Source organism: Ruegeria sp. HKCCSP351, from assembly GCF_017872535.1.
Lineage (GTDB): Bacteria > Pseudomonadota > Alphaproteobacteria > Rhodobacterales > Rhodobacteraceae > Ruegeria.
In genome coordinates this window covers 56,262-71,689 of record NZ_JAEDOV010000009.1, presented here as the reverse complement: position 1 = coordinate 71,689, position 15,428 = coordinate 56,262, and the positions used below count along the sequence as shown (strand labels likewise).

Below are 15,428 nucleotides of genomic sequence, written 5' to 3'. Positions count from 1 at the left end.
GCGCTAGATTTTGCAGAACTGGATGGACAGACATTTTGTACTCACCCACTACCAGTGTAAATGGTGGTGGGTGAGATTATCTAAGCAGCAAGCCGGTTAGATCAAAGTTTAATGCGGAAGGCTGCGAAACCGTCTGCGCCTTCCCCTGCGTCCTCGATTGTCACACCTTTGACATCGCCCATATAGTCGCGGGCTTTTGGACCGGTCTCGAACAACACAGTGGTGTCCGCCAGCGGCGAAAACGACCAGTTGGCATCCGCTTTGGGATCGATTGTGCCCTGTTCGACAATGTAGCGCACAATGACGTCGCGGTTGGTGTCCGGTGCTTCGAACACGATCGTGTCGCCCAATGCGCCCGGGAACGCGCCGCCGCCTGATGCGCGGTAATTGTTGGTGGCAATGATGAATTCCATGTCATCCGTGACAGGGGCCCCATTGAAGGCAAGGTTCACGATCCGGGCCGCATCGGGATTCACCTCTTCACCCTTTGGTCCAAAGCGCGACGGCTGTGACAGGTCAATCTGATAGGTCACGCCGTCCATCACGTCGAAATTGTACGACGGGAACTCGGGGTTCAGAAGGATCGCATCCTTGGATCCGGCCTCGACCTGATTGAACATTCCGGCCGAGCGTTCCAGCCAGCCACGCACCTGCGCTCCGTTCACTCGAACAGCGCGGACCGTGTTTGGATAGAGGTACAGATCGGCCACGTTCTTGATGGCAACGTCCCCGACCGGGACATCGGTGTAATACTCCGGACCGCCTCGGCCGCCAGCCTTGAACGGTGCCGCTGCAGACAGGATCGGCAGCCCTTCATGCTCGGTGCCTTTCAGCATGTCTTCGACATACCATTTCTGCGCGATCGAGACGATCTGCACAGACGGATCATCCGCGACCAATGCGAAATAGCTGTGCAGCGGAGCCGAGGTCTTGCCGACCGCGCGCCGAACATAGGCGAGCGTTTCGTCATGAGCTTTCGCAACCGAATCCAGAACCTTCTGATCATCTTCGACCAGAGCGGTGATCGAGCGGTCTTCGTTGCGTTTGGAAATCGGTCGCGCCTCGGAGGTTGTGGTAACGACGCGCCATTCATTGCCGTCCCGTTCCAAAAGCAGGTCCAGCAGGCCAAGATGCGACCCCCAGAAACCGCCCATGACGGCAGGTTTGCCCATCAGCGTGCCTTTTTCCACATCGATCCCTGGGCGGTCAGCAAATGTCGGTGACGGGAAAACCAGGTGATTGTGGCCGGTGACCAGCGCGTCGATCCCGTCGACACCTGCCAGAACCACCGATGCGTTTTCCATGCCGTCTTCATGATCGGCACCCCCGATCCCCGAATGCGACAGGGCGATGATCAGGTCACATCCCTGTTCCTTCATCTCGGGCACATAGGCCTGAGCCGTCTCGACGATATCGCGGGCTTGAACATTACCCTCCAGGTGCCTGCGGTCCCAATTCACGATTTGTGGTGGGGTAAAGCCGATGACACCGATCCTGATAGGATGTTTGGTGCCGTCGCCCATCTCGATGTCACGGTCGAGAATAGCATAGGCCTGAACAAGGGTCTTGTCGTCACGCGGGTTTGCACCTTTTTCCTTGGCGACGTTGGCCAGAACAACAGGGAATTCGGCACCGGCCAAAGCCTTGTTCAGGAATTCCAGACCGTAGTTGAACTCGTGATTGCCCAGCGTCGCGGCATCATACCCGACCGTATTGAAGGCCGTGATGATGGGATGGCTGTCGCCGTCCTTCATGCCGCGCTCATAAGCGATGTAGTCACCCATCGGGTTGCCTTGCAGGAAATCGCCGTTGTCCACCAAGAGCGAGTTTTTCGCCTCAGACCGGATTTCGTTGATGATCGACGCTGTGCGGGACAGGCCCACCGTGTCACGGGGTTTGTCCGAATAGTAATCGTAAGGGAACAGATGGACATGGATGTCGGTGGTTTCCATGATGCGCAGATGTGCCTGATTATTGGCCGCCGCCACCGAAAACGGGTGCAGGGTAATTGCCGCCGCACCAGCGGTTGTCGTGGCGAGGAACCGGCGTCGCGAAATTGTAGAACGGCTGGAGAAAGACATGGGTCACCTTTCAGGTTTGTTGGTCAACGCGCCTTCTTGCCGGAGATTCGAAACAACCGTATGAACGGGGTGCCAGCGCGTCTGACGCGTCATGTGTAGGCGGTATTGTTTGGTACAATACCCCAACTTCCCGTACATGATAAGGCGTGGCAGAAGGGGAGCCGGGGCTAGCGATTGCTGGATCCAGCCAGAACCGGGAAGGTCCGGACCGATGAACGGTAACTCAGAGTCATAGAACATAGAAAAGCAGGCCTTGGGCAACACCCTAATGTTGGCACAACACCACATCGCGCTCCTCGTCTCGGAGGCTTTCCGGGGCGATCTTGGCGTATACCTCGGAGGAGTGAGATACCTCCAGTTTCCGAGCCACCTGCCTTGGTCAATTTGTGTTGTCAGATTTCGACGTCAGCGGGCGACAGCACGCCAAGATTACAGCTGCAAAAACTCACGGCGAATAACTGGCGGGGCACTCCAGAAAGGGTAGGGGGCGTCTGCACCCCTTCCAACAACAGCGACGTAGATGCCGCACAAAACGCGGTCCGCGTCAAACTGAAATTTGAAGGGACTTCATAACTTTTCCATGCCCGCCGGCCATAAGGCCGGTGATCGCGCCGTCACGAACTTCGAGTTCAACCTGAATCAAACTAGGCGAGGGGGTGTCCATGAACATGCCCTGTTCAATCAGAAATCCGTGCTGACGGCGGTGGCCCAGGTCGTGCAGGACACAGGCCAGCGGCCCTGCGGCCATTCCCGTCGCGGCCTCTTCATCGATTGCGTAACGGGGGGCAAACATGCGTGCGGTAGCGTCGCGTCCGTCCAAGCATTGGGCCGTTGTGAACACGTAATATCCGATCAGGTCCAGACGGTCGCTGATCGTTTTGATCTGCTCGAAATCGGGTTTGATTGAAGCCAGGGTTTCCCTGTCGGCAACTCCGATCACGACAAAACTGTTGCCGGTATTTACTAGGACGGGCGGCATTTCTTGATCCAGATTGCTCGGGGACAACCCCAGAGAACCCAAAACGTCCTGCAAACTGACACACTGAGAGGTCCAATCTTCAGGCGTTTCATATCTAGGGGCCAATTGTTCCATAAACGCGGCACCATCCTTGATCATGATCCGGCGGGGGCCGTCTACAGTTTCTTTTGAGGTTTCGGGACCAGGAATACGCCCAAGTGCATCCAGATGGGAAAAAGCGGCAATGGTCGCATGACCGCAATGCGCGATCCTGCGGTTCGGGGTGAAGAAGTCCAGTTTGAAACCCTCGGTCGCAGATTGCGAGACAAAGGCGGTTTCGGAAAGGCCAACCTGTGACGCGATCTTCAGCATCTGCGCTTCTGTTAACCCGTCGGCGTCCAGGACAACCCCGGCAGGGTTGCCGCCTACTCCGTTGTCCACAAAACCGTGCACGATCTGAACAGTCACGTTATGGTCGATGGCTTGGCTTGTATTCATGGCGTTTCTCCCATTTCTTGCGGGCGCTTTTGCTTTGTTAAAGTGTCTTCGCCTGAGACGTAGTGTGTTTCAACAGTCAGCAGAATAATGGTATGTTTGAATTTGTTATTTACAATTTTGGAATAATGCATGGACAAGTTTCGCGCGCTTCTGGTCTTTTCGAAAGTAGCCGACCTGGGTGGCTTTGCTGCTGCTGCGCGCAACCTGAACATGTCGCCGCCGGCTGTGACGCGCACTATCTCGATGCTGGAGCGGGATCTTGGCATCCGGTTGTTCGTAAGAACGACGCGATCTGTCATGTTGACCGAGAGCGGGCGCAGATTTCTGGAAGATGCCAAGCGTATTCTCGTTGATCTGGAACAGGCGGAAAACGCTGCGGTCGGGACCTATTCGGAACCCAAAGGATTGCTCAATCTCACTTCGTCCGTATTGTTTGGCAAATTGTTCATCACGCCAATTCTTGCGGATTTTCTGGAGCGCTATCCAAAAATCGAGGCGCGAACACTTTATGTAGACCGGGTCGTGAATGTAATCGACGAAGGTGTGGATGTTGGTGTCAGGATTGGTCCGCTCGCGGATTCCAGCCTTATGGCAGTGCGTTGTGGTTCAGTCAGACAGGTCGTTTTTGCAGCACCCGAATACCTTGAACGGGCAGGTGAACCCGAAAGACCGGAAGATCTGAACGGTCATGTACTGATCAATTCTCAGCCCCTGTCACCGTCGGGCCAATGGCAGTTTGATCAACTGGGCAAACCGAAACTTGTGCGTGTTCATCCACGGGTCAGCATGAATACCAACGATGCCGTGATCGAGATGGCGCTTCGCGGTCAGGGTCTGGCCCGGCTTTTGTCTTATCAAATCGCACCGTATCTGGCGGACGGACGACTCAGTGCTGTGTTATCTGATTTCGAACCGGCTCCTGCGCCGGTTCACATCGTGCACCACGAAGGGCGGATGGTGTCCGCAAAAGTTTGCGCGTTTGTCGAATTTGCCGCAAGTCGCCTGAAGCGTGAGGCAGCATTGGAATACTGAAGCATCGCATCTCGACCCACCACTCTTACCGTTTTTCGAGGAAATTGCTGTGTCGGCAGGCGAATGAAAGTGTCATCTTTTTTCTTGAGACGTTTGTGTAATTATAGGAATGTCTTCGAAAAATTTGATCGTAGGACAAGGGAGTTGACGTCAAATGGCTGGAAAGTTCGAACTATACAAAGATAAGGCCGGTGAATTTCGGTTTCGCCTGAAAGCGGGGAATGGTGAAACCATTCTGGCCAGTGAAGGATATGTTCAGAGGGCAAGTGCCACGAACGGGATCGAGTCTGTTAAGAAAAACGCGCCGGATGACAGTCGGTATGAACGCAAGGAAACCAAGTCCGGCGGCCATATGTTCAACTTGAAGGCAAGCAATGGTCAGGTCATCGGCACCAGTGAAAGCTATACCAGCGCTTCAGGGCGGGATAACGGGATCGATTCCGTCAAACGGAATGCACCAGACGCACGTGTCGACGATCTGACCTGACTTGACGCGGCTGCTCTGCGTAGTTTCTGAATGTGCGGGCTGCGGCGGCGAAGTGCGATAGTGCAGCGCGCCGCCCAAAAGCCAGGACGCCTGTTGGCCGGCATAGTTATTACCTACACGCGTCACATCAGGGAATTCTCACTAACCCTAGATCCCTTAGGCGGACTTTCACGAACACTTTAGGATCGTGGAAAATCATCAAACTGGGCCGAAGCTTTCGGTGTGAATTTGGTCTGTAGGGATGCCCCTGCGCTCCAGATCTGCTTGTATCTCGGCCATAAAATTGACAGGGCCGCACAGAAAATAATGCGCGCTGGCATCGTCGATCAGTTGCGCCAGAAGTGCCCCGTCGACACGGCCATGTAAGTCATAGTTCATTCCGAATTCGTCTTCTGAAGTTGGTTGGCTATAGGCCACATGCGTCGTGATCCCCGGCCGTCTGGAGGCCAGATCGTGAACTTCACCGGCCATAGGATGGTGTTGACCGTCCCGAGCACCGTGGATGAACCAGACAGGGCGATTGCCACGCTCGCCTGCGACCTTATTCAGAATGCTTAACATCGGTGTGATACCAACACCTGCGCTGACCAGAACCAATGGGCACCGGTCGCAGGTCATTGCGAAATCACCCGCAGGCCGACGGCTATTGATGATTGCGCCTGGCTCCAAATGATCGTGCAGAAATTGCGAGGCGATCCCCTGCGGCTCACGCTTGACCGTGATCCGATAGCGATGCTTGTTCGGTCCGTTGCTGAGCGAATAGGTACGGCGCACCGGTTCGGCGATCCCTGGAACTCTAAGCTCGATTGGCAGGTGTTGGCCGGGCTCGAACCCGGCTAGCGGGCCACCATCGCGGGCTTTGAAAACGAATGAGGTGACATCGACGCTTTCACGGGTCTTTTCGATCAGGCGGAGCGACCGGACTGAATCTGCATCCGAAGTCCATCTGAGGCTGACTGCCGCACGCGTTTCCACTACCTCGTCGATCTCCAGCGTCACCAGACGGCGCGCGCCAGGGACCTGTGTAACTTCGTCACTGCCCCAGTCGATCGTGGCAGTGCCGGTCAGTTGCAGCAAGCTGCCGCTTTCGAAATCGACGAACAGAAATCCTGCCTTTGGGTCGAGCAACAGGTTGCCGAATGTGTTGAAGTGGTTATTGCCGGCATAGTCGGGAAACCGCAGTCGCCGGTTGTCCAGAACCTGCACGAAACCGCGGTCGCCACCGCGATGGGACGCATCCATTCCATAGGTCGGGCTTTCGCCCTCTTCGCGGTAGCCGCTGGCGATAAAGAAAGTGTCGGCTGTTTCGACCCACCGGACCTGATCCGACGTCAAATATTGGTTGCGCGACATTGGTCCGGGCCTCGAATCTTCAACCCGGTGCCACGCACGTTCGCGGATGTATTGAGGGCAGTTGCCAAAGGTCTGGTCAACGTGAAAGTCAAAACCTGTTGGAGTGACGCGTCCGGCGCGGCCATTGATACGGTTGCGCCGACGCGTAGCCAACTCAATACCCAGGATGCCAATATCACTTTTGGGGTGAATGGCACCGTGCAACGCGTCACCTTGGGTCGGCAAGGCGGTTATGGAAAGCGTTTTGTTGTCTGGTGCAGTGACGAATCCGGCTGACCCTTCCAATAGCGTGACCCATGGTCGACCTTGCGCATCGCGCGCGGCCATCACAAGAAACGGCAGGGCGGTATGAAAATCACGATGCTGTTCGGGCATGTGGTCGCGGACAACTTTCCGCGCCCAGTGTTCAATATCGCGGACACCCATCCGCGCCTGCGCCATGTGTTCGCCCCGATGAAAAGGGGAGGTGCTGCTATCGCTGGGTTCGATGGGTGTCATGGGATCTCCCTTCTGATGCGGTGCATGGAAGTGCAGCGCGCGCCCGGCACTGACGGCCGGGCGCGCGCTGGTGTCAGGCAGCGAGGCCAACCTTGGTGCTTTGCATGGCCACAAAACCGGGCAACGCCTCAACCCTGGCCAACAGGGCGCGGATATTGGGATAATCATCCAGTGAAACGTTCCCCTCGGGCGCATGGGCCGTATAGCTGTAGATCGCGACATCAGCGATGGATGGGCTGGTTCCGACCAGCCAGTCGCGTCCGTTCAAATGCGCCTCAAGCCGGTCAAAGGCGGACTTGGCGATGGCCTTGGCACGTTCTGCATCCAGTTGAGCACCAAAGACGGTGATCAATCGCGCTGCCGCTGGGCCGTAGGCAATGTCGCCTGCGGCCAGCGACAAGAACTTCTGAACCTCCGCCTCGCGCACCGGGTCAGTCGGCAACCAGTCAGGCGCGTATTTCCGCGCAAGGTACACGAGGATAGAATTGGAGTCGGCGATCGCGATTTCACCGTCCTCAATCACCGGCACCTGTCCGGCAGGGTTCAGGGAAAGAAACGGCTCTTTCTTGTGTTCGCCAGACAGCAGGTCGACATCGATCAGCTCGTGATTGATGCCGCCAAGTTTGGCGAATAGTTCCACCCGGTGTGAATGCCCGGACAATGGATGACGGTGGATTCGGATGGCGTTTGGCATGTCTGCTTCCTTTCGGAGGAGTTTCTTGGGAGTGAGCTGACGATGTGGGTCAGCGATCACTGGCTAGAACATGGCAAAACCATTTCCAGTTATAATCCTGCATTTCATTCAGTAACTATGAACGAATTGGGTATAATAGGGCATAAATCAACCTGACGAAGGAGCGCTGCGTTGGATACAATTGACACGATGCGGGCATTTATGGCGGTTGCCCATGAGGGCTCGTTCACTGCCGCGGGGCGGAGGCTGGGCCTGTCTACAAGACTGGTCAGCAAGTATGTTGCCCAGTTGGAGGCTAAGCTGTCGACGCAGTTGTTCAACCGGACAACCAGAAGCGTTTCGTTGACGGACGTCGGCATCGCGTACCTTGAACGCTGTCGTCCGATCGTGGAACAAATCGACGAACTGGAGGACCTTGTTCAGGAACGGCAATCGGCGCTGGCCGGGCCGATCCGAATAACCGCACCAACCGGGTTCGGCAGCATCAACCTGACACAGGCTTTGGCCTTGTTCCTGCGGGCGCATCCCAAGGTCGATATTGACCTGAAACTATCGGACTCGCGCGTGGCGCTTGTTGAAGAGGGGTTCGATCTTGCCATTCGGATCGGAGTGTTGCGGGATTCGACCCTGATTGCGCGGAAGCTGTCGGACATGCCGCTGATCGTTTGCGCGTCGCCTGATTATCTGGCGGAAAGGGGCCGTCCGGGTGATCCGATGGCACTGGCTACACATAACTGCCTGATTGACGAAAATCCGGCCGACGCAACAGCATGGAGGTTTCGAGCTGGGACAAGGGATATTGCGGTCAAGGTGGCCGGGATGTTTCATGCCAATGCCCCGGCGGCGATTGCCAACATGGCGATTGCCGGGCTGGGTATCGCGCGTTGCCCGCACTATGTGATTGCCCGCAGTCTGGAAGAGGGTACCCTGGAGCACTTGTTTCAGGACTATGAAACGGAAAACTTCGGCCTCTATGCGCTCTATCCACCCAATCGTCACCTGACGGCCCGGGTGCGCGCGTTGATTGATTTTCTGGCGCAGCATTTTCGTTCAGGCTGAGGCTTCGCACCTGAACCAGGAGGTATAACCCAGTTACAAAATTCGCGCTGCGCTCTCAGCAGGTTGCGTTGTTTGTGTCTGCACTTGTTGTGAATGCAGCAAGTTTCGGTTCACTGTTTTTTAGGCTGGTTACCGCGCGGGCACCTGCAACTCTATGTGCCGGAACAGCAGAGAAATGAGGCCCGCGATGATCAGGTAAATTAGCGCCAACAGCAAAAGCGGCTCGTATACCACGAACGTATCCGCTCGAACTCTGGAAGACACGGCGTAAATTTCAACCACGGTAATGGTCGCGACCAGCGGGGTTGCCTTTAGCTGCAGGATGGTCTCGCCACCGAGCGTCGGCAATACACTGCGAATAGCTTGAGGAAGCCAGATCCTGCGAAACATCGTAAAGCGCGGCATGCCAAAGGACTGCGCCGCTTCAAGCTGGCCTTTTTTTACACTGGCGAATGCGCCGCGCATGATCTCGCCCTCATAGCCTGCGTAGGATAGGGTAAGAGCCAAAACTGCATAGGGCCAGGCCTGCCTTAGATAGGGCCACAGTTCACTGCCGCGAATCCACGGGACTTGAGGGAAGAGTGATCCAAGCCCGTAGTACAAAAGCCAAATTTGTAAGAGGATCGGCGTGCCTCGAATGATGGTGCAAAACACGCGCGCCGGGACCGACAGATACCAGGGCCCAATCGCCTGCGCGAGGCCAAGCGGGATCGCCAGTAGAAACCCGAGCGCTGTGGTGACGACAAGCAGCCAGATGGTTCTCCACAAACCTTCCAGTGCCAGCGGTGCATAGGTCGGAATCCAATCCCATCGTAACGAGAGTGCGCACCAGATTACGAACGCCGCAAACAGGGCCATCAGCACGATCCGGTGCGGTTGCATGAGTGCCCGCCAGTTCATCATCGGCTTGCTCCCTTCAACGAAGGTTGCCCGCGGCGGGCCCATTTCTCGATCCGGCCAAACACGACGCCGGAACACAGGGTGACGATCAAATAAAGCGCACCGGCAGCAAGGAAGAACGTGAAATATGCGCGCGTGCTTGCAGCAGCCTGGCGTGTTTCCAGCGTTAGTTCGCTGAAACCAACGATGGCAAGCAAAGCAGTGTCTTTGGTGGCGATCAGCCAAAGATTGGCCAGCCCCGGTGTGGCAAAGGACATCATCGCGGGGATCGTGACACGCCGCATAAGCATGAATGGCGGCATACCAAAGGATCGCGCCGCCTCAATCTGCCCTGAGGGTACCGCCTGGATAGCCCCACGCAACACTTCGGTCGCATAAGCCCCCTGCACAATGCCCAATACCCAGATACCAGCTACAACGCCGCTGATTTCAACCCGGCCATAACCCATTGCCTGTGCGGCCTGATTGATCAGGTCGGTCCCTACATAGTAGAGGATCAGGATAAGCACCAGTTCAGGTACGGCGCGCATCACGGTTGTGTATATGGCGAGAAGGTCGCGGGTGACCGGTCCGCCATATAGTTTCCCATAGGCCCCGAAAAGCCCGATGATCAGTCCGAAACCGAACGCGCCAAGTGCGATCTGCAACGAGTGAACGAGGCCACGCAGGAGATTACCGCCCCAACCCGGAGGGGTTAGGGACAGCAGCTCCAAGCTTTGGGCAAGCCCCAGGCTTTCGAGGAGCGCTTCCACGACGAAGCTTATTCGCTGTAGATGCTGGTCGTGAAATAGCGCGAGGTAATTTCCTCATGCGTACCGTCGGCAAGAATTGCCGCGATTCCCGCATTCAGTTTTTCACGCAGCGCGTCGTCACCCTTGCGAACACCGGCGCCGACGCCACGGCCCAGAATTGCCACGTCGTTCGCGACCGGGCCCTTGATTTCGCAGCAGGCACCGGTGTCGGTTGCGACAAAGTCAGCCATAGCAATGCTGTCCGCTTGAATCGCGTCGATCCGACCGGCGAACAAGTCCTGATTGGCCTCGTCCTGGGTTTGGTAAACTCGGATTTCTGCGGCATCTTTGAAGTGTTCGTTCGCATAGGCCTGGTGGATGGTTGATGCCTGCACGCCGATGATCTTGCCAGCCAGAGATTCCGGCGTTGGTTCGATGTCCATCGACTTGTCGGCGACGATCACTGCCGGTGTGTTGTAGTAGGGATCGCTGAAATCGATGGTTTTCAGGCGCTCTTCGGTGATCGACATCGACGCCATCAGAGCGTCGATTTGCTGACCGGTCAGCGACGGGATGATGCCGTCCCAGGCAACCGGTGTGATCACGCAGTCAAGCTCGGCCGCGGAACAAACCGCGTCAATCACCTCGATTTCCCAACCGACCCAGGTGCCCGAGGAATCGAGTGAGGCAAATGGGGGGTAGGGTTCGGCGGCGATCCCGATTTTAACTTCTTCTGCACTGACCGTTCCGGCGCTGAGCATTGTCGCAGCCACACCTGCTGCAATAAGGTTTCTTTTTATCATTTTAGTCTCCCTGTTATGATTTTGTTTACTCAGCCGACTGATTTCAGGAATTGCTTCAGCCGAGCGGATTTAGGATTATCAAAAAGCTCGTCAGGTGGCCCCTGTTCCTCGATTTTTCCTTCGAAAAGATACACAACGTGGGTCGCAACCTCACGCGCAAACTTCATCTCATGGGTCACTATCAACATGGTCCGGCCTTCGGCGGCGAGATCCCGAATGACGGTCAATACCTCGCCGACCAGTTCGGGATCCAGCGCGCTGGTGGGTTCGTCAAACAACATCACACTGGGATCGACCGCCAGCGCGCGTGCAATCGCTGCACGTTGTTGCTGACCACCTGAAAGGAACGAAGGGAAGGTGTCTGCCTTGTCGCCCAAACCCACGCGCTCCAGCAGTTGATGCGCCCGTTTGATTGCCTGGTCACGCGGCACTTTCAAAACGTGAACGGGCACTTCGATGACGTTTTCCAACAAGGTGCGATGAGTCCAGAGGTTGAAGGCCTGGAATACCATCGCCAGCCGCGTGCGGATACGCTCAAGCTGACGCCGGTCTTTGGGCAACCCGTCAGGGCGCATCGCGATCGTTTCACCGTTTACAACGATCTCGCCAGAGCTAGGCGTTTCGAGGAAGTTGATGCAACGAAGGAACGTGGATTTTCCGGAACCGCTGCCTCCGATGATGGCGACGACATCGCCCTGATGGGCAGTGAGCGAAACGCCCTTGAGAACCTCAAGCGAGCCAAAAGACTTGTGCACGTCAATGACCCGAATGGCCTCATCCGGCTTGGTCTCGGGGTCAACGTTCATTTGTTGTTTCCATCCCTATCCACCATTTTTTCCTTGCAGCTTTATCGATTCCCCACAATTATGCAACTGTATAATTATAATATCTGGAAAGAATAATGCCGGATCACGTAACAAAATTTAGGCGCGAACCAGCAGAGCAGCGTAAAGAGTCGTTGATTGAGGCTACGTTGTCTTTGATTGCCGAGCAGGGTTTGCAAGGGGCAACCGTTCGGGCGATTGCTGATCGGGCGAATGTGACTCAGGGTCTGATCCGGCATCATTTTTCTTCGAAAGAAGACCTGATTACAGCAGCTTACGACTATCATATGCGGCGAATGACCGCCATGACTGCCGCGCAGAGTGCTGAACCAAATGACTCCGCCAGATCACGGCTGGCGACGTTTGTAGTGACCGGGTTGACCCATCCCGTGGTCGACCCGGACTGGGTTTGTCTGTGGGCGGGGTTTCTGAATAAAACGCGCAAAGATACCAAAATGCAGGAGATCCACGAGCAGACCTACCGTGATTTCCGTGATCGGCTAGAGGCGCATATTTCAGATGCTCTGCAAGAGGCGGGTATGCCCCCAAAAAGCTGCCACCTAAGACGAATGGCCATCGCTTGCAACGCGGTGATCGACGGACTGTGGATGGAAGGTGGCGCCCTGCCAAGCGCTTTCAAAGCGGGCGAATTGCCAGAGATTGGGCTCGACTCAGTCGGATCAATCATCGGTTTGGACTTAACGGTTATTGAGTAGGATCGAAGATGAAAGAAACAGCGATAACCGAACGCCTGTCCGGGTTGGGTGGCGCAAAGTGGGAAGTGCATCTTGCAGCTCAACGCCGTGTTGCAGAAGGGCAGGACATCATCGAATTGACGATCGGTGAGCCTGACGTTCCAGCACCTACCAGACTTGTGGACGCGGCTGTGAACGCCCTGCATCAGGGTCGAACGACCTACTCGAGTGGACGCGGTGAAGCCGGGCTGCGTGCAGCATTGGCAGAGCGCTACTCCGATAGGTCCGGCCGGGCGATTTCCGATTTGCAAGTGTTGTGTTTCCCAGGGACCCAAACTGCGCTTTATGCCGTACTAATGGGTGTTGCGGAAACCGGTTGTGAAGTGCTGGTAGGTGATCCGATGTATGCGACCTATCAAGGTGTAATCCGCGCCAGTGGGGCGGACGTCGTGCCTGTTCCTCTGCGACCGGAGAATGGCTTTCGGATTGCTGCCGATGACATCGCCGCTCGCATCACCCCGAAAACCTCTGCCATTTTGCTCACAACGCCACACAACCCGACGGGTTCGATCCTAACCAAGGCAGATCTGAATGCTATCGGGCAGCTGGCCATCGATCATGATCTCTGGATCATTTCAGATGAGGTCTATGAAGAGTTGGTTTTCGACGGAAACGAATTTGTTTCGCCCCTGTCCCTGCCAGAGTTGTCTGATCGGGTCATTGTGGTGTCATCCATATCAAAATCGCATGCCGCCCCTGGATTCCGCAGCGGATGGTGTATCGGCCCCGAGGCGTTTGCAGAACGCCTTTTGCCTCTGTCTGAAACCATGCTTTTCGGCAATCAACCCTTCATCGCGGACATGACCGAAATGGCCATTCGCGAGGGATCGGATGTCGCGGCAGGAATGGCGCAACGCTTTGCCAATCGCGCGCGCATCTTGCAGGACAGGTTGTCGACTGAAACGCGGCTGCGTGTTCATCGTCCTCAGGCCGGCATGTTCGCGATGATCGACGTTTCGGCGACCGGACTGAACGGCAACGATTACGCATTTCACCTGCTGGAACATGGCAAAGTGGCTGTAATGCCGGGCACATCGTTTGGCGACACAGTGGATGACTGGGTGCGTATCGCACTGACGGTGGATGACGCGGACTTTGCCACGGCTTGTGACCGGATCATCAATCACGTGAACCAGTTGCAGTTGGAGAACGCATGACAAGCATTGGTGAGGCGTTGGTGTCCCAACTGGTTGCGCGCGACGTAGATACTGTCTTTGGTATTCCTGGCGTACATACGGTCGAGCTGTATCGGGGGCTTGCATCCTCTGGTATCCGCCACGTCACCCCCCGGCACGAACAGGGCGCGGGGTTTATGGCGGACGGGTATGCCAGGGTGTCCGGCAAGCCCGGCGTTGCATTTGTTATCACTGGTCCAGGTTTGACAAATACACTTACTGCGATGGGGCAGGCCAGGGCAGATAGTGTTCCGATGCTTGTGGTCTCTGGGGTGAATACGCTGTCCAGCCTTGGTAAAGGTTTAGGACACTTACACGAGTTGCCGGATCAGAGGGCGATGGCGCGGACAGTCGCGTTGCGGTCCGAGCGCGTTGAGGGCTCGGATGATTTGCTTCCGGCCATGGATCGGGTCTTTCGACCGTTCCAATCGGGACGCCCGGGGCCGACGCATATCGAAATTCCCTTGGATATTGCTGGGGATCAGTATGTTGAAACAACGGTAGCGTCCGGATCTCTGACCGAAAAACCAGAAGACATGGCGCTAATTGACAAAGCTGTCAGCCGATTGGCCGCAGCCAAGGCTCCGGTGCTGTTGGTCGGTGGCGGTGCGCGTCGGGAAAGCGCGGCAATACGTTTGCTGGCGGAACGTTTGGATGCGCCGGTCGTGCAGACCGTAAATGCGCGCGGGCTGATGTATGGTCATCCACTCAGTGTGCCGGCAAGCCCAAGTCTTCAGGCTGTTCGCGATTTGATTGAAGGATCAGACGCGATACTGGCGCTGGGAACTGAACTGGGGCAAACGGACTTTGACATGTACGCAACCGGAAACATCGCCAGTATGTCGTCCCTGATCCGGGTCGACCTCTGCCCCGACCAAATGCGTCGCCACGAAGCCGAAGTGGCAATTGTTGGCGATGCAGGCGTTGTAGCCGCTGCGATATTGGAAGCTTTGGGTCCTGCGACCGCATCCTTGAACGGTGCACGACGTGCCGAAGCGGCACGCCGCGGTGCTTTTGAGGAAATCGGTGCGGATATGCGCGCGCTTCACGACATTCTCGTTGCGATGCGCAGGGCCGTTCCAGACGCGATCATGGTAGGCGATTCCACTTATCCGATCTACGCGGGCAATCTCTACTATGACCATGATCGTCCTGGTGGTTGGTTCAATGCGTCGACCGGGTTTGGCGCACTTGGATACGGCATACCCGCAGCGATCGGCGCGTCGCTCGCAGCGCCGAATGCATCTGTGCTCTGTATCTCTGGCGATGGTGGGGCACAGTTCAGCCTGCCCGAGTTGATGACCGCAGTTGATGAAAACCTGCCGATTATTTTCGTTATATGGAACAATCATGGCTATCAGGAAATCGCGACCTCGATGCAAGCTGTCGGGGTGACCGTTCTTGGGTGCGAACCAACACCGCCTGACTTTGAAGGCGTGGCCCGCTCCTGCGGGATGCCGTTCTGGCGGATCGGGCCGGATGCAGCAGAGGTGGCGCAAGCTTTGACTGCTGCGCAGCGCCATGAAGGCCCACGACTTGTTGAAATCCGCGCACCTAATCAATCACACTCCTCATAAAAA

The 15,428-nt window shown here is 56.3% G+C and carries 14 protein-coding genes; 6 read left to right on the top strand and 8 right to left on the bottom strand.

The features are described 5' to 3' along the window. Positions 1-101: 101 nt before the first annotated feature. Both I9182_RS16950 and I9182_RS16945 read right to left on the bottom strand, forming a co-directional pair. On the bottom strand, positions 102-2,081 hold the full coding sequence (locus tag I9182_RS16950) for a bifunctional 2',3'-cyclic-nucleotide 2'-phosphodiesterase/3'-nucleotidase (protein WP_209599073.1): 1,980 nt from the start codon (positions 2,079-2,081) through the stop codon (positions 102-104). Between the two features lie 544 nt (positions 2,082-2,625). Then, complete coding sequence (locus I9182_RS16945) at positions 2,626-3,537, bottom strand: PhzF family phenazine biosynthesis protein (RefSeq protein WP_209599072.1); 912 nt, start codon at positions 3,535-3,537, stop codon at positions 2,626-2,628. Positions 3,538-3,666: 129 nt separating this feature from the next. On the opposite strand from I9182_RS16945, the gene I9182_RS16940 reads away from it, so the two are divergent. Next, positions 3,667-4,569 (top strand): LysR family transcriptional regulator, encoded by a 903-nt coding sequence (locus I9182_RS16940; protein WP_209599071.1) that lies wholly within the window; start codon positions 3,667-3,669, stop codon positions 4,567-4,569. A gap of 154 nt (positions 4,570-4,723) precedes the next feature. Further along, positions 4,724-5,056 (top strand): YegP family protein, encoded by a 333-nt coding sequence (locus tag I9182_RS16935; RefSeq protein WP_209506795.1) that lies wholly within the window; start codon positions 4,724-4,726, stop codon positions 5,054-5,056. 198 nt (positions 5,057-5,254) lie between these two features. On the opposite strand, the gene I9182_RS16930 is transcribed toward I9182_RS16935, so the two are convergent. After that, positions 5,255-6,907, bottom strand: coding sequence for a pyridoxamine 5'-phosphate oxidase family protein (locus I9182_RS16930; RefSeq protein ID WP_209599070.1), 1,653 nt, complete (start codon positions 6,905-6,907; stop codon positions 5,255-5,257). A gap of 73 nt (positions 6,908-6,980) precedes the next feature. Beyond that, positions 6,981-7,601 (bottom strand): glutathione S-transferase, encoded by a 621-nt coding sequence (locus I9182_RS16925; RefSeq protein ID WP_209599069.1) that lies wholly within the window; start codon positions 7,599-7,601, stop codon positions 6,981-6,983. Positions 7,602-7,772: 171 nt separating this feature from the next. On the opposite strand from I9182_RS16925, the gene I9182_RS16920 reads away from it, so the two are divergent. Beyond that, positions 7,773-8,660 (top strand): LysR family transcriptional regulator, encoded by an 888-nt coding sequence (locus I9182_RS16920; RefSeq protein WP_209599068.1) that lies wholly within the window; start codon positions 7,773-7,775, stop codon positions 8,658-8,660. Positions 8,661-8,789: 129 nt separating this feature from the next. Here the strand turns inward: I9182_RS16920 and I9182_RS16915 are convergent, their stop codons facing one another. The 4 genes from I9182_RS16915 to I9182_RS16900 are packed head-to-tail and all read right to left on the bottom strand — an operon-like array spanning position 8,790 to position 11,900. Next, positions 8,790-9,563, bottom strand: coding sequence for an ABC transporter permease subunit (locus I9182_RS16915; RefSeq protein WP_209599067.1), 774 nt, complete (start codon positions 9,561-9,563; stop codon positions 8,790-8,792). Beyond that, positions 9,560-10,312, bottom strand: a complete 753-nt coding sequence (locus tag I9182_RS16910; protein WP_209599066.1) for an ABC transporter permease — start codon at positions 10,310-10,312, stop codon at positions 9,560-9,562. The genes I9182_RS16915 and I9182_RS16910 overlap by 4 nt, the downstream gene beginning before the upstream one ends. Positions 10,313-10,320: 8 nt before the next feature. Continuing rightward, on the bottom strand, positions 10,321-11,094 hold the full coding sequence (locus I9182_RS16905; RefSeq protein ID WP_209506801.1) for a transporter substrate-binding domain-containing protein: 774 nt from the start codon (positions 11,092-11,094) through the stop codon (positions 10,321-10,323). 29 nt (positions 11,095-11,123) lie between these two features. Then, positions 11,124-11,900 (bottom strand): ATP-binding cassette domain-containing protein, encoded by a 777-nt coding sequence (locus tag I9182_RS16900; protein WP_209599065.1) that lies wholly within the window; start codon positions 11,898-11,900, stop codon positions 11,124-11,126. A 95-nt stretch (positions 11,901-11,995) separates the two neighbouring features. On the opposite strand from I9182_RS16900, the gene I9182_RS16895 reads away from it, so the two are divergent. Genes I9182_RS16895 through I9182_RS16885 form a run of 3 tightly spaced genes read left to right on the top strand, consistent with a single transcriptional unit; the run spans position 11,996 to position 15,425 of the window. Then, on the top strand, positions 11,996-12,634 hold the full coding sequence (locus I9182_RS16895; RefSeq protein WP_209506803.1) for a TetR/AcrR family transcriptional regulator: 639 nt from the start codon (positions 11,996-11,998) through the stop codon (positions 12,632-12,634). Positions 12,635-12,642: 8 nt separating this feature from the next. After that, complete coding sequence (locus tag I9182_RS16890; protein WP_209599064.1) at positions 12,643-13,830, top strand: pyridoxal phosphate-dependent aminotransferase; 1,188 nt, start codon at positions 12,643-12,645, stop codon at positions 13,828-13,830. Then, positions 13,827-15,425, top strand: a complete 1,599-nt coding sequence (locus I9182_RS16885; RefSeq protein ID WP_209599063.1) for a 5-guanidino-2-oxopentanoate decarboxylase — start codon at positions 13,827-13,829, stop codon at positions 15,423-15,425. Before I9182_RS16890 ends, I9182_RS16885 begins: the two co-directional genes overlap by 4 nt. Positions 15,426-15,428: the final 3 nt, after the last annotated feature.

Bases quoted from the DNA above. Each gene is read 5' to 3' on its own strand.
- I9182_RS16935 (WP_209506795.1), top strand. From the start codon at position 4,724: ATGGCTGGAAAGTTCGAACTATACAAAGATAAGGCCGGTGAATTTCGG.
- I9182_RS16900 (WP_209599065.1), bottom strand. From the start codon at position 11,900: ATGAACGTTGACCCCGAGACCAAGCCGGATGAGGCCATTCGGGTCATT.
- I9182_RS16940 (WP_209599071.1), top strand. From the start codon at position 3,667: ATGGACAAGTTTCGCGCGCTTCTGGTCTTTTCGAAAGTAGCCGACCTG.
- I9182_RS16925 (WP_209599069.1), bottom strand. From the start codon at position 7,601: ATGCCAAACGCCATCCGAATCCACCGTCATCCATTGTCCGGGCATTCA.
- I9182_RS16905 (WP_209506801.1), bottom strand. From the start codon at position 11,094: ATGATAAAAAGAAACCTTATTGCAGCAGGTGTGGCTGCGACAATGCTC.
- I9182_RS16895 (WP_209506803.1), top strand. From the start codon at position 11,996: ATGCCGGATCACGTAACAAAATTTAGGCGCGAACCAGCAGAGCAGCGT.
- I9182_RS16945 (WP_209599072.1), bottom strand. From the start codon at position 3,537: ATGAATACAAGCCAAGCCATCGACCATAACGTGACTGTTCAGATCGTG.
- I9182_RS16950 (WP_209599073.1), bottom strand. From the start codon at position 2,081: ATGTCTTTCTCCAGCCGTTCTACAATTTCGCGACGCCGGTTCCTCGCC.
- I9182_RS16885 (WP_209599063.1), top strand. From the start codon at position 13,827: ATGACAAGCATTGGTGAGGCGTTGGTGTCCCAACTGGTTGCGCGCGAC.
- I9182_RS16915 (WP_209599067.1), bottom strand. From the start codon at position 9,563: ATGATGAACTGGCGGGCACTCATGCAACCGCACCGGATCGTGCTGATG.
- I9182_RS16930 (WP_209599070.1), bottom strand. From the start codon at position 6,907: ATGACACCCATCGAACCCAGCGATAGCAGCACCTCCCCTTTTCATCGG.
- I9182_RS16890 (WP_209599064.1), top strand. From the start codon at position 12,643: ATGAAAGAAACAGCGATAACCGAACGCCTGTCCGGGTTGGGTGGCGCA.